This window comes from Embleya sp. NBC_00888, assembly GCF_045207655.1.
Taxonomy (GTDB): Bacteria; Actinomycetota; Actinomycetes; order Streptomycetales; family Streptomycetaceae; genus Embleya.
The window spans coordinates 3,669,332-3,683,091 of sequence record NZ_CP108784.1; the positions used below are offsets into that span (position 1 = coordinate 3,669,332).

At 71.9% G+C, this 13,760-nt stretch carries 12 protein-coding genes; 5 read left to right on the plus strand and 7 right to left on the minus strand.

The annotated features are described in order from the left end of the window. Positions 1-248: 248 nt before the first annotated feature. Positions 249-1,919 carry a fumarate hydratase gene (locus OG948_RS15045; RefSeq protein ID WP_406296957.1) on the minus strand — a complete coding sequence of 557 codons (1,671 nt, stop codon included), beginning with the start codon at positions 1,917-1,919 and terminating at the stop codon, positions 249-251. Positions 1,920-1,988: 69 nt separating this feature from the next. Next, positions 1,989-2,951, minus strand: coding sequence for a DMT family transporter (locus OG948_RS15050; RefSeq protein WP_406296959.1), 963 nt, complete (start codon positions 2,949-2,951; stop codon positions 1,989-1,991). A gap of 189 nt (positions 2,952-3,140) precedes the next feature. Between OG948_RS15050 and OG948_RS15055 the strand changes: the two genes are divergently transcribed. After that, complete coding sequence (locus OG948_RS15055) at positions 3,141-4,532, plus strand: PLP-dependent aminotransferase family protein (RefSeq protein ID WP_406296961.1); 1,392 nt, start codon at positions 3,141-3,143, stop codon at positions 4,530-4,532. A 9-nt stretch (positions 4,533-4,541) separates the two neighbouring features. Then, positions 4,542-5,213 carry a DUF1707 domain-containing protein gene (locus OG948_RS15060; RefSeq protein ID WP_406296962.1) on the plus strand — a complete coding sequence of 224 codons (672 nt, stop codon included), beginning with the start codon at positions 4,542-4,544 and terminating at the stop codon, positions 5,211-5,213. Between the two features lie 185 nt (positions 5,214-5,398). Here the strand turns inward: OG948_RS15060 and OG948_RS15065 are convergent, their stop codons facing one another. After that, a complete protein-coding gene (locus OG948_RS15065) occupies positions 5,399-7,390 on the minus strand; it encodes a ricin-type beta-trefoil lectin domain protein (protein ID WP_406296964.1) in 1,992 nt (663 codons plus the stop codon). A gap of 225 nt (positions 7,391-7,615) precedes the next feature. On the opposite strand from OG948_RS15065, the gene OG948_RS15070 reads away from it, so the two are divergent. Then, positions 7,616-8,554 carry a hydrogen peroxide-inducible genes activator gene (locus OG948_RS15070; protein ID WP_395870393.1) on the plus strand — a complete coding sequence of 313 codons (939 nt, stop codon included), beginning with the start codon at positions 7,616-7,618 and terminating at the stop codon, positions 8,552-8,554. Positions 8,555-8,557: 3 nt separating this feature from the next. Here OG948_RS15070 and OG948_RS15075 read toward each other — a convergent pair whose 3' ends face one another. Next, positions 8,558-9,964, minus strand: a complete 1,407-nt coding sequence (locus OG948_RS15075) for an MDR family MFS transporter (protein WP_406300262.1) — start codon at positions 9,962-9,964, stop codon at positions 8,558-8,560. Positions 9,965-10,148: 184 nt separating this feature from the next. Here OG948_RS15075 and OG948_RS15080 point away from each other — a divergent pair, with 184 nt between their 5' ends. Further along, complete coding sequence (locus OG948_RS15080; protein ID WP_406296966.1) at positions 10,149-10,709, plus strand: TetR/AcrR family transcriptional regulator; 561 nt, start codon at positions 10,149-10,151, stop codon at positions 10,707-10,709. Positions 10,710-10,781: 72 nt separating this feature from the next. On the opposite strand, the gene OG948_RS15085 is transcribed toward OG948_RS15080, so the two are convergent. Further along, positions 10,782-11,744, minus strand: coding sequence for a zinc-dependent alcohol dehydrogenase family protein (locus OG948_RS15085; RefSeq protein WP_406296968.1), 963 nt, complete (start codon positions 11,742-11,744; stop codon positions 10,782-10,784). A 165-nt stretch (positions 11,745-11,909) separates the two neighbouring features. Here OG948_RS15085 and OG948_RS15090 point away from each other — a divergent pair, with 165 nt between their 5' ends. Then, a complete protein-coding gene (locus OG948_RS15090; RefSeq protein ID WP_406296970.1) occupies positions 11,910-12,521 on the plus strand; it encodes a TetR/AcrR family transcriptional regulator in 612 nt (203 codons plus the stop codon). Here the strand turns inward: OG948_RS15090 and OG948_RS15095 are convergent. Together OG948_RS15095 and OG948_RS15100 are read right to left on the minus strand one after the other, a co-directional pair. Beyond that, a complete protein-coding gene (locus OG948_RS15095; RefSeq protein ID WP_406296971.1) occupies positions 12,485-12,805 on the minus strand; it encodes a hypothetical protein in 321 nt (106 codons plus the stop codon). The two genes, OG948_RS15090 and OG948_RS15095, sit on opposite strands and share 37 nt — an antisense overlap. 34 nt (positions 12,806-12,839) lie before the next feature. Beyond that, on the minus strand, positions 12,840-13,760 hold the full coding sequence (locus tag OG948_RS15100) for a hypothetical protein (protein ID WP_406296973.1): 921 nt from the start codon (positions 13,758-13,760) through the stop codon (positions 12,840-12,842).

A 13,760-nucleotide genomic window follows, 5' to 3' on the forward strand; every position in this document is an offset into this window, starting at 1 on the left:
GCCCTCACCTGTCGAAGTGTGGTGCCGTAGCACAACGCTACGCCGCTGGCGCAACCAGGTGGGGACGGGCAGCGACCGAGGCCAACCCACTGACGCGGTCCGGGACCGGCGGCGATGACGACGCATCGCCTGCGAGACATCCTGGTTCACCGCACGGGCCACTGACCCAAGCACAACGCCCCCGACGCATGGCCGGGGGCGAGAGGTCCAAGCGTGGTCTGAGCGACGCCTGGCGTGCGGTGGGAGCGCTACGGCTTGCGCACCGGGATGCGGTTGATCAAGGTTTGCGATGGTTCCAGCTGGCCGAAGAAGTCCTGGCCCTTGTCGTCGACCACGATGAAGGCCGGGAAGTCCTCGACCTCGATCTTCCAGACCGCCTCCATGCCCAACTCCGGGTACTCCAGCACCTCGACCTTCTTGATGCAGTCCTGCGCCAGCCGCGCCGCCGGGCCGCCGATCGAGCCGAGGTAGAAGCCGCCGTGCGTCTTGCACGCGTCGGTGACCTGCTTGCTGCGGTTGCCCTTGGCCAGCATCACGAACGAGCCGCCCGCCGCCTGGAACTGCTCGACGTAGGAGTCCATCCGGCCTGCCGTGGTCGGGCCGAACGAGCCCGACGCGTAGCCCTCGGGGGTCTTGGCCGGGCCCGCGTAGTACACCGCGTGGTCGCGCAGGTACTGCGGCATCGGCCGGCCCGCGTCGAGCAGTTCCTTGATCTTCGCGTGCGCGATGTCGCGCGCGACGACGACCGGGCCGGTCAGCGACAGCCGGGTCTTGACCGGGTACTTGGACAGCTCGGCGCGGATCTCGCTCATCGGCCGGTTGAGGTCGATCTGCACGACGGTGTCGTCCAGGTCCTCGTGCGTGGTGTCCGGGAGGTACTTGGCCGGGTCGGTCTCCAGCTCCTCCAGGAACACGCCCTCGGCGGTGATCTTGGCCAGCGCCTGGCGGTCGGCCGAGCAGGACACCGCGATCGCCACCGGGCAGGACGCGCCGTGCCGGGGCAGCCGGATCACCCGCACGTCGTGGCAGAAGTACTTGCCGCCGAACTGCGCGCCGATGCCCATCTGCTGGGTCAGCTTCAACACCTCGGCCTCGAACTCGACGTCGCGGAAGCCGTGGCCCAGCGCCGATCCCTGGCCGGGCAGCGTGTCCAGGTAGCGGGTGGAGGCGTACTTCGCGGTCTTGAGCGCGTGCTCGGCGCTGGTGCCGCCGACCACGATCGCCAGGTGGTACGGCGGGCAGGCCGCGGTGCCCAGCGAGCGGATCTTCTCGTCCAGGAAGCGCAGCATGCTCTGCGGGTTCAGGACGGCCTTGGTCTCCTGGTACAGGTACGACTTGTTGGCGCTGCCGCCGCCCTTGGCCATGAACAGGAACTTGTACGCCTCGCCCGGCGTCGCGTACAGCTCGATCTGGGCGGGCAGGTTGTTGCCGGTGTTCTTCTCGTCCCACATGGTCAGCGGGGCCATCTGCGAGTAGCGCAGGTTCAGCTCGGTGTACGCGTTGGAGATGCCGCGGGACAGGTGCTCCTCGTCCCGCCCGTCGGTGAGCACGTGCTGGCCGCGCTTGCCCATCACGATCGCGGTGCCGGTGTCCTGACACATCGGCAGCACGCCGCCGGCCGCGATGTTGGCGTTCTTGAGCAGGTCGAGCGCGACGAAGCGGTCGTTGGCCGACGCCTCGGGGTCCTCCAGGATCCGCGCGACCTGGGCCAGGTGCCCGGGGCGCAGCAGGTGCGAGATGTCCCGCATCGCGGTCCGGGCGAGCAGCGTCATCGCCTCGGGGTCGACATTGAGGAACCGACGCCCACCCGCCTCGAACGTGGACACGCCATCGGCGGTCAGCAGCCGGTACGGCGTGGTGTCCTCCCCCAGCGGCAGCAGATCCGTGTAGGCGCTGAAGGTGTTCTCAGGGGCGGGCATCGTGATCCTCACTCATGCGGTGCTCATCCGGTACGGGGCCTCGTCCAGGGTAGAGCGGCCCCGAACCGATCACGGCTTCGAGGTCGCCGGCAGCGGGATTTGCCCGGCCGGCTCCCGGACCGGGCCGGTTTCGGGTTCGGGTTCGATGCTGCCGCCGCGTTCGGCGCGCATGCCCAGGACCACGCCCACGCCGACCAGCAGCGCACCGCCGAACTGTGCCCAGGTGGGCGCGCCGGTGCCCAGGGCCAGGCCCGACAGCGCCGCCGTCACCGGCACCAGGCCCATGAACAGCCCGGCCCGCTCCGGTTCGATCCGGGCCAGTGCCGAGTACCACAGCAGGAACGCGCCGGCGGTGAGCGGCAGCGCGAGGTAGAGCAGCGCGGCGAGCTCGGTCCCCGACGGCATCCGGATCAGCTCGGTCCCGTCGGTGAACATCCCGACCACGAGCATCTGCGGAATCGCCATCGCGGTGGCGTAGGCGGCGATCCGCCAGGCCCCCAGTCGGGGCAGCAGCGGCACCGCGATCAGCGTGAAGCCCATCTCGCACAGCGCCACCCCGCACGCGAAGACCAGGCCCGCCGCCGTCCCGCCGCCGAACCCCTGCACCACCGCCGCCCCCGCGACCACCACGATCGAGGCGACCAGTACCGACCGACTCGGCCGCCGCCCACCCGACAGCGGCGCGGCCAGTACCAGCAGCAGCGGTGTGGCGCCCAGGATGCTGCCCACCGTGGCCGGATCCGCCCGGTCCAGCGCGGCGAACAGGAACAGGTTGAACAGGGTCTGCCCGCACAACGAGAGCAGTCCCAGCCGGACCAGTTCACGCCGGGTCGGGCGCAACAACGGGATCCGGCGCAGCCGCAGCACCGCGAACAGCACGAGCGCGGCCACCGCGTAGCGGAGCATCTGACCGCCGGTCACGGGATAGTCCGACAACACGGCGGAGACCCCGGCGGCGGCGCCGATCAACCCCTGCGCGGACGCCGCGCAGACCAGGCCGATCGAGCGGGGTGACATCGCGGATGACTTCATGTGACGTAACGTTAGGCAGCGGGTGGCTTCCCCGGCAGAGCCACTTCCGGGTCGGGAAACCGGACCAATTCCGGATCGCCGACGGACCACCCGGTGCCGGCCCCCGACGTTCGCCCCTCCCCGGGCATGCCGCGAGACCACCGACCGACTCGATCCGATCCGGCGAACCCCGAGGGGCAGGTATCCCCAGTGCGCGAACTCCTCGTCCACCTCGACCGATCGGCCGGCCGGCTCGGCGCCCAGGTGCAGTCGGGCCTGCGCACGGCGATCCGCTCGGGTCGACTTCCGGCCGGCTTCCGGATGCCGTCCACCCGCGCGCTGGCGGAGAGCCTGGGCGTCTCCCGGGGCATGGTGGTCGACGCGTACGAGCAACTGGTCGCCGAGGGCTATCTGAGCTCGCGGCACGGATCGGGCACCCGGGTCACCTCGGCGTGCACGGCGCCGCAACCGGCGGACGCGGGCGACGCGGGGCCGGCGGTCCCGATCACCCACGATCTCAAGCCCGGCGTCCCGGACCTGTCCGCGTTCCCGCGCGCGGCGTGGTCGGCCGCGACGCGGCATGTGCTGCACACCGCGCCGCACACCGCGTTCGACTACCCCGGCCCGTCCGGCGCGAGCGAGTTGCGCGCCGCGTTGGCCGACTACCTGGGTCGGGTACGCGCCGCGCAGGCCCGGCCCGAGCACATCGTGGTGGTCAACGGCGTGGCTCAGGGCCTGTCCCTGGTCTCCCAGGCGCTGCGCCGGCTCGGCCGGGACGTGCTCGCGGTGGAGGACCCCTCCAGCGACCGCCAGCGGGGCATCTTCACCACCCACGGCCTGACCGTCGCGTACGCGCGCACCGACGCCGAGGGCATCGACGTCGAGGCGCTGGCCCGCACCGGTGCCCGCGCGGTGCTGGTCACCCCGGCCCACCAGTACCCCACCGGCGTGGTGTTGTCGCCGCGCCGCCGCGCGGCCCTGGTCGCGTGGGCACGAGAGCACGACGGGCTGATCGTGGAGGACGACTACGACGCCGAGTTCCGCTACGACCGCGACCCGGTCGGTTGCCTCCAGGGGCTGGCCCCGGACCGGGTGGTGCACTTGGGCTCGACCAGCAAGGCGCTCGCGCCGGGCATGCGGCTGGGCTGGGCGGTGCTGCCGGCCCCGCTGATCGAGTGGATCCACGACCTCAAGACCAACGCCGACCTCGGCTCGGCCACGCTGCCCCAGTTGACCCTGGTCCGGATGCTGGCCACCGGTGCCTACGAGCGCCACCTGCGGGCGATGCGCGCGCACTACCGGATCCGGCGCGACGCGGTGGCCGAGGCCGTCGCCGAGCACCTGCCGGCCGCGCGCGTGCACGGCATCTCCGCCGGCATCCACCTGTGCGTGGAACTCCCGCCCGGATCGGACGAGTCGGCCACCGTGCGCCGGGCCCGCGAGCACGGTGTGCGGGTGGAACCGATGGCCGATCTGCGCGCGTTCGCGCCCGGCCCGCCCGCCGTGATCATCGGTTACGCAGGGCTCTCCCCCGACCGACTGCGCGAAGCGGTCCGGCTGCTCGCCCGCTCCGTACTCCCGGCCGATGCACCCCCGGGCTAGATTTACCTCGTGGACAACAGCCCAGAGCGTCGAGCCCAGCCGCCCACCCCCGAGCTGCGGGCCTCCGACGCCGACCGCGACCGCTACGTGAACGTATTGCGGGACGCGCTCGCGGAAGGCCGCTTGACCGCCGACGAACACGCAGAGCGGGTGGACGCCGCGCTGGCCGCGAAGACGCTGCGCCAACTCGAACCGCTCATCGCCGATCTCCCGGCACCGGCCCCGGTCGGCTACGAGCCCGCGGCGGCCAACTCGGTGGCGCCGCGCCCGGCCCGGTCGAACATGTTCGCGTTCTGGAGCAGTTCGACCCGCAAGGGCCGCTGGCGCGCGGGGGCGAAGCTGAACGCGGTCGCGGTGATGGGCGGTGTGGACATCGACCTCACCGACGCGGTGTTCGACGAACCCGAGTTGGTGATCAACGTCTTCACGCTCTGGGGTGGCATCGACATCCGGATCCCGGAGGGCGTCACCGTCCGCGACCACGGATTCGGCTTCATGGGCGGCTTCGAGGTGCACGAGCAGTACACCGACGACCCGCGCGCACCGGTCGTGGTGATCAAGGGCCTGGCGATCATGGGCGGCGTGGTGGTCAAGGCGAAGCGCCGCAAGGAGCAGCGCGGGCGCGAGATCGACGGCGGGCCCCGGCGCGAGATCGACCGCTTCCGCAAGGACGTCGACTGACCCCGGCCGACCCCGGATCCGGGCCGCGACCGGCCGCTGCGCCGTACGAGTCGAGTTCGGCACCCCACCGGCCCAAGCGGACGGTCCGCGCTGGACCGACCCCCGACGTGCCGCGGCCCCCGCCCGTGTTCCGGGCGGAGGCCGCGTGCTCGATCCGGCGATCCCGCGAGGCCGCGAGGCCGCGATCAGTAGGCGTCGTACGGAATCACCGAGTACGGCAGCGGCACCGAGGCGCCCGCCGTCCAGCGCTGCGCGGCAGAGGTGCCGACCATCTGCTGGGTGATCGCGCCGTTGCCCGCCGGTGCGGTCGCGACCAGACCGGAGACCCGGCTGACCAGTCGGCCGTCCGCGTCCACGTCGAAGCGCAGGTTGTTCAGATACGCACCCTGCGCCTCGTCGCAGCGCCAGATGCCCATCCCCGCGCCCGCCGCCGTGGCCCCTCGGTTGTCCAGGCAGAACGCCGGGTCCTTGAGGCTGTGCACCTGACCGGTGGCGGGGTTGCGCCACCACTTCTGGTTGTTGTTGCCGGTGCAGTCCCAGGCCAGCACGGCGCGCCCGGCGGTCATCGTGCCGCCGTCCACGTCCAGGCACTTGGCGGTGCCGCCGGCCTTGAGTTCCGCGAAGCGCACCGACTGCGCGGGCTCCTTCACCCAGCGCTGCCCCGCCGATCCGTCGCATCCGGCCAACACGAGCCGGGCGCCCAACGTCGCCTCCGCCGCCGATGCCGCCGCGACGCACAACGACTGGGTGTCCGCCGGCCGCAGCGTGCCCGCGACCTCGACGAAGCGCTGGTTGCCGCTGCCGGTGCAGTTCCACAACCCGAGCGCGGTGCCCGGGGTGCGCCCGCCGCCAAGCGGATCCACACACCGGTCCTGGCTGAGTTCGGAGTGCAGCGACTGGTTCGCGGCGTCGTACCAGAAGCCCTGGTTGCGCCCGCCGTGACAGGGCCACAGATCCACCGGGGTGTTGTTGCGCGACGAGAAGCCGTACGTGTCGGCGCACAATCCGGTGCCCTCGTTGCGCAATTGCCGGAAGTCGGCACTGAGCACGCCCTGGTACAGGGTGGTCGCTCCGGTGCTTGCCGAGTCCGCGCAACTCGCCTGGTTCCACCCCGAGTCGTAGAGCTGGGTGAGGCAGGACGCGAAGGCCAGGTGGCCCCGGTTGTTGGGGTGGAAGCTCTGCCGGGTGGTGTTCTCGTCGAAGATGTCCGGCCCGGCGATCCACAGCCCGCGCGCCCAGGTGTTGTCGGTACAGACCTCGTGGCCGTGGAACAGCCGCGAGTTGTCCAGGTAGGTCACGCCGGTGTTCGCCGCGGCCTGCCGCTCGGCCCGCTCGAAGATCGGCACCGCCTCGTTGCGTCCCCACGCCGCGTCGCGCAGGTAGCCGACACAACCGCCGCGGTACCACCCGGGGAAGTCGGGGTTGTCCTCGACGTCCCCGGCGATCGGCGACGGGTATCCCATCAGCACCAGCTTGTAGTCGCCGCTCTGGTAGCCGGCGTCCGCCATCGTGGTCTTCAGGTCGCGGACCGTCTGCTCGACCTTGGGCCGCATCGCGTCCGCCCGCGCCTGCCACCCGGCCTGGTAGGTGCCGTAGCACTCGCCCTGGAAGAACACCCGCCTGGTCACACAGTCGGTCATGGTCGGGCCGAACTGGATGTCGTCGTTGGCGCCCGCCACCAGCAGGATCAGCCGTACGCGGGTATTGCGCGCCTTGATCGCCAGGTTGTCGGACTGCACGAGTTCGTCTGCGTACTGCTTGTTGCCGCCGATCCGGATGTTGACCGTGGACGCCCCCGAGCACGCGACGTTGTACGTCACGTCGGTCGGGATCCCGGTCCGGTGGATGGCCGCGTCCGGCGACCGATGGCACCAGTTGTCCGGACCGTCGGTGCCGGGTTCGTACACGCCGACGCCCTCGCCGGCGATCTCGCTGTCGCCGAGCGAGATCAGCGAGGTCTTGCGCTCGGCCAACGGCTTGATCCCGGGGTTCCCGTACAGCGCCCGGGCCTCGGCCTGCCGGATCGCCTCCAGTTGGGGGGACAACGCGGCGGCCACCGGGGCCGCCGGCGCCGCGCCGGCCGATCCGCCCGCCGTCAGGCCGCCGGTGAGACCCATCAGGGTCGCCATCAGCGCCACCGGTAGGACCTTGTCGCGCACACGCTCGAATGTGGACATGCACCCTCGCCTTCGTGGCCTGGAAGGAACACGCACGAGCCACCCAAAGGGGACTTGGGCTCTGTGGAGCGAGAGCAAGCTACCGGTGGGTAGAGGGGAAATGAAGGCATGTAGGTGACAAACCCCGCCCGCGCCGGTGGGCCGCCGGCGCGGGTCCGAGCCGGTCGAACCGGTTGCCCTATCGTGGAGGAACGGCGGGACCGGTCGTTCGCACGCACTTCACAGGTGGTTCCCATCAGCACTCGTACGCCGACGTTGTCGCAGCTCAGGGCCTTCTCCGCGGTCGCCGACTACCTGCACTTCCGCGACGCCGCCGCCGCGGTGGGCACCAGTCAGCCCGCGCTCTCGGGCGCGATCGCCGCGCTGGAGGAGGCGCTGGGCACCCAACTGGTGGAGCGCACCACGCGCCGCGTCCTGCTCACGCCGGCCGGCGAGCGGGTCGCGCGGCACACCCGGCGGGTGCTGGACGCGCTCGCCGACCTGGTCGACGAGGCGGAGTCGGCCCGACGCCCGTTCACCGGGCCGCTGCACCTGGGCGTGATCCCCACGGTCGCGCCGTACGTGCTGCCGGCGCTGCTGCGGCTGGTTCGCGAGGAGTATCCGGACCTGCGGTTGTACGTGCACGAGGAGCAGACCGGTTCGCTCCTGGACGGCCTCACCAGCGGCCGGCTCGACCTGCTGCTGCTCGCGCTGCCCTCCGGCATCTCGGGCGTCGAGGAGATCCCGCTCTACGAGGAGGACTTCACCCTGATCGTGCCCGAGGGGCACGAGTTGGCGAACCGCGCGGACGTGCCGCGGGCCGCGCTGCGCGGGCTGGACGTGCTGCTGTTGGACGAGGGCCACTGCCTGCGCGACCAGGCGCTGGACGTGTGCCGCGAGGTGGGCGCGGGCGAGGCGGGCGCGACCCGCGCGGCGAGCCTGCCGACCCTGGTGCAGTTGGTCGCCGGCGGCCTGGGCGTCACCCTGCTGCCGCAGACCGCGATCGACGTGGAGACCCGGCCGGGCTCGCAGCTGGCCGTCTCCCGGTTCGCCGCGCCCGCCCCGTACCGCACCATCGGCCTGGTGATGCGCTCCAGTACGGGACGAGGCGAGGAGTTCGCCGATCTGGCGATCGCCCTGCGGCGCGCGGTCGGCGGGTTGCCGGTGCGCGTGGTGGCGGGGTAGACGTCAGCGCGCATCTGCTCGCGCCTTCGACCGGTGACCGTCCGATGCCGCCGTGGGCCGGCCGGGCAGGAGGAGGCACAGGGGGACGGCGATGGCGGTGAAGGCCACCGACCACCCGAAGGCGACGCCGAAGCCGTCGGCCACGGCGCCCGGGGTGTGCGCGTCGGCGGTGGTGTGCTGGAGGATGACGGCGACGGCGGCGGTGCCCACCGAGCCGCCGATCTGTTGGGAGACGCGGGTGATGATGCCGGCGTCCGGGATCTCCCGGTGCGCGAGGCCGATGTAGGCGGCGCCGGTGAGTGCGATCGTGGCGGCGCCCAGGCCGACGCCGCGGACGAACAGGGCGGCCATCAGCAGGACTTCGCCGGTGTCGGCGGTCGCGCAGGCGAACGGCACGGTGGCCGCGGCGGCGATGGCGAATCCGGCGAGGGCGACCCGGCGGGGGCCGAGGCGGTCGGTGTACTTGCCGGCCAGGGTGCGTGAGCACAGCACGCCGACGCCCTGCGGGATGAGCAACAGTCCGGCGCCGAGGGCGTCCCGGCCGCGGACCTGCTGGAAGTACAGCGGCAGCAGCAGCATCGCCCCGTACAGGGTGATGCCGGCCAGGAAGCCGAGGCCGGCGGCGGAGCCGAGCGCGCGATGGCGGAAGAGCCGCAGGTCGACCAGGGCCCCGGTGGTGGTGCGGGTCAGTGCCCAGGCGGTGAAGCCGCCGACCAGGGCGAGTCCGCCGACCAGCGGGACGAGGACCTCGGCGGCGGCGAAGCCCGCGCTGCCCTCGACCCGGGAGAGGCCGTAGATGACCGCGGCGACGCCGGGCGAGAGCAGGAACAGGCCGATCACGTCGAGCCGGGCCCGGGGGCTGTCGGGGGCGGGTCGGTCCTCGGGCAGGTTGCGCCGGGCGAGCCAGGCGCCGACGGCGCAGAAGGGGACGTTGACCAGGAACAGCCAGTGCCAGTCGGCCAGATGCAGGATGAGGCCGCCCAGGACCGGGCCGAGGATCGGGCCGAGCGAGGCGGGCAGGGTGACGGCGGCCATCACCCTGCCGATGTTGCGGCCCTTGGCGGCCTGCATGGTCAGCGTGATCATGAGCGGCATCATGATGCCACCGCCGACGCCCTGGACGACGCGGAAGGCGATCAGGGCGGCCGCGTTCCAGGCGAGCGCGCACAGGATCGAGCCGAGCAGGAATATGCCCAGCGCCGCGATCCACAGACGTTTGCCGCCCAGGCGGGACTGGGCCCATCCGGCGATCGGCATGGTGACGAACATGGCCAGCAGGTAGCCGGTGCTCACCCACTGGATCGTGGACAGCGGGGCGTCGAGTTCGCGCGCCAGGCCGTTGAGGGCGACGCTGACGACGGTGGTGTCGAAGACCACGGCGAGGGCGCCCACGATGAGGGTGAACGCCATGCGCCACACGGCGGGGTCCACCCGGTCGGGGTCCGTCGCCGCAGTCGCGGGTGCGGCTCCGGCGTCGGCGTCGGTTCCTTGGGGGATGTGCACGGACAACCGCCTAAGATATAGAGTCCTATCTTACGGTTCCGACGATAGGGCGCCGAGATAAGATAGGCAAGTCTATCTAAGGGAGATGTCGATGGCCGAGCGACGCCGCGGGGCGGCATTGGAGAAGGCGCTTCTCGATGCGGCCTGGGCGGAACTCGCCGACAACGGCTATGCCGGCTTCACCATGGACGCCGTCGTCCGGCGCGCGGGCACCAGCCCTCCCGTGCTCTATCGCCGCTGGTCCGACCGTGAGCAACTGGTCCGGGCGGCCATCGTGCACGCCTTGGAGGAGAGCCGCCTCGACGTCCCCGACACGGGAAGCCTGCGGGAGGACGTCCTGACCCTCATGCGGGAGATCAACGCCACCCGCGTCGAATTCGCCACCGTCATGAGCGTGCACCTGGCCGGCTACTACCGGGAGACCGGCACCAGCCCGAGCGACCTCCTCGGGACGGGGCGTCAGGACGCCGTCGACGTGCTCTTCGACCGCGCCGTCGAGCGCGGCGAGATCGAACCGGAACGCCTCACCGAGCGCGTCAAGTCCCTCCCCTTCGACCTGCTGCGCCACGAGATCCTGACCACCTTCGTCCCGGTGCCCGACCACGTCCTCGAAGAGATCGTCGACACGATCTTCCTGCCCCTGGTGCGCTGACCGACATCGCGGCGTCGGGGGTCGCGCGCCAGGGCGTGGCCGGTTCGGAGGGAACGGCTTCGCCCGCCGGGGCTACGGGGTGAGGACGATCCTGCCGAAGACCTCACCGGCGTCCATCTTCCGGTGGGCGAGCGCGGCTTGTTCCAACGGCAGCACCTCGTGCACCACCGAGTGCAGCGCGCCTCGGCTCGCGGCGGCGAACTGGTCGATCCGTACGGCGCGTCGATCCGGTGCGGTCACCGTGTCGGCGCTGAAGGTGGCGAACGACAGCGACTTTCGGAAGGCCGCCGTCATCCTCGTGCCGAAGTCCGCCGGCGGTGGGCCGCCCACTATGCCCAGGGCGACCAGGCGACCGTTCGGGTTGAGCCGGTCGAGGAAGGCAGGCATGTCCGGGCCGGCCACGATGTCGATGACGACGTCGTAGCCCGCGGGAGCGTGCTCGTCCCCCTCGCCGGCGCGGTCCAGCACGTGGGTCGCGCCGAGCTTGCGCAGACGCTCGCCGCGGTCGGCCGAGGAGGTCGTGACCGCCACCGCGCCCGCACCACCACCGGCCGCGAGCTGAACCGTCATGATCCCGAGGCTGCCAGCCGCGCCGCGTACCAACACCGACTCGCCGGGGGCGAAGTGGGCGTGTGCGAGGCCGAAGTGGGCCACTACTCCGGAGCCGCCCAGCGTCACCGCGTCGACGGCGGACAGGTTCGCCGGGAGGGGGACGACCTCCTCGACCGCGGCGACCGCCTGCTCGACGTAGCCGCCGCCCGTGCCGGTGAAACCCCACACCCGCCGACCGACCCATGACGGGTCGACACCGTCGCCGACCGCGGTCACGGTGCCCGCCACCTCGCTACCGGGGACATGGCCCTCCTCGAAGCCGTGGGCGGCGAGCACACCGCGACGGATCACGGCGTCGACGCCGCCGACGCCGATCGCCTCCGTGGCGATCAGCACCTGTCCGTCGTCCGGAGTCGGGGCGGGAAGGTCGATGACCGTCAGACCCTCGGGGCTTCCGAACGCCTGGATCGCGATTGCCTTCAATGTCGTCTCCTCGCAGGGTCGTACCGTGCGTGTCGTACATGCCGTACGCGCCGTGCATGCCGGGCCCGGGATCGATCGGGACCCGCCTCGACACCGCGCGGGCCGTCGTGGCCGGGTCCTTCGGACGCTAACGGACGCCCCCGTCCGTTTGGCTAAAGTGAGAGCGTGCCCGACCGTTTGCCTCACACCCTGCGCTCCGACGCGTCGGACAACCGCGCCCGCATCCTCGACGCGGCCCGCGCGCTGTTCGCCGGTGAAGGCCTCAACGTGCCGATGCGGGAGATCGCCCGCCGGGCCGAGGTCGGCCCGGCCACCCTGTACCGCCACTTCCCGACCAAGGAGACGCTGGCCGCCGAGGCGTTCGGGGACCAGTTGCGGGTGTGCCGCGCCTTCGCGGACGAGGGCCTCGCCGACCCCGATCCGTGGCGCGGCTTCTGCACCGTGATCGAGAAGACCTGTGAGCTGCACGCCCGCGACCGAGGCTTCACCGAAGCCTTCATGGCGACCTTCCCGAACGCGATCGATTGCACCGCAGACCGTGAGTACACGCTGACCGCGGTCGCCGAACTGGCCCACCGTGCCAAGGCCGCCGGCCGACTACGCGCCGACTTCGTCCTGGACGACCTGATCCTGATGCTCATGGCCAACAGGGGCATCCACGCCGGCTCGACGGCCGCCCGGGTCGCCGCCTCCCGACGCTTCGCCGCATTCGTGATCCGCGCCTTCCAAGCCACACCGGATCACGCGGGCCGGGACGCGGAGTCGGTGCGGCGGTAGGTACCGGGGGCGGTGCCGTATTCGCGTTCGAGGGCCTTGGCGAAGGCGAACTCGGAGGTCGCCGCGCTGGTCACCGCGGCCGGGCGGAGCGTCCGCCACGTCGACCCCACGCCGGCGGAGATGACCGGGATCCTCGCCGGCACGGGCCTACCCGCTGCCCTGGTTCCGGTGATCGGATCGCTCTTCCGGCAGATCCGCGACGGCGTGAACAGCCCGGTCACGGTCACCGTGCAGAAGATCACCGGCCGCCCGGCCCGCTCCTTCGCCGACTTCCCGGCCGCCACGACCCAGGACCGGACGGGACTCGGCCGGGCAGCCCTACATCGGGTGGGTGCGCCAGAAGTCGACGGCCTCCAGGAAGGTCGGGTCGGTGACCACCCGGAGCACCTGCTCGTTGCCCACCGGGGGCGCCGAGTCGGTGCGCTCGTCCCGGAACAGCGTGAACATCACCTGGACACCGTGATACTCGAAGTGCGCGATCGGGGTGGACGGGGCCGCGACCGCTCCCTTGTCACCGGATTCGCCGCCCTTCGCGGTCGCGATGTGACCGACCGAGATCACGCGCCCGTCGGGCAGTTTCCCGTCGACGCACGGAAGCGGCGGGTTCTGCGGCGCCCGCTCGGCGCACGGCTTGTTTCCGGCCAACCAGGCGCCGTCGCCCGGCCCGGCCTGCGCCGTGGCCCCGGCCGGGCCGATCGGCGAGTCCACCCGGACGGTGATGTTGTACGTCTTGTCGCCCGAGACCAGCCGGTAGGAGTTCATGCCGTCGTCCGGGATCACCATCCGGCCCGCGTCCGCGGGCAACAACCCGGTGAGCACGTCCGCCAGCTTCTGCTTGAAGGCGTAGCGCAGTTCGGCCTCGGCCCGGGTGGGTTCCTTGACCTTGCCCTTCTCCGTCGGCGGGACGTGCACCGTCGGATACGCCGTCGTCGGCGCGGCCAGCGGCTGGTCCGTGGGCCAGTTCGCCGGGATCAACGGCAACTCGCCGGACCGCGAACCGCCCGCCCGGGTCGTGTCGGTGCCGGCCCACGGCGCGAGCAGCAGGGTCGGCACGGCGAGCGCGGCGACCGAACCCAGGCCCACCGCGCCCATCACCGCGCGCGAGCGCAGCCGGAGCCGGCGGCCCCGGCGCACCGCGCCCGGGACCAGGTCGGGCAGCGCAGGCAGCTCCGCCGTGGCTCGATCCAGCACCATCCGAAACTCGCGATCCGTACCGTCCGTACCGTCTTCACGTGGCAT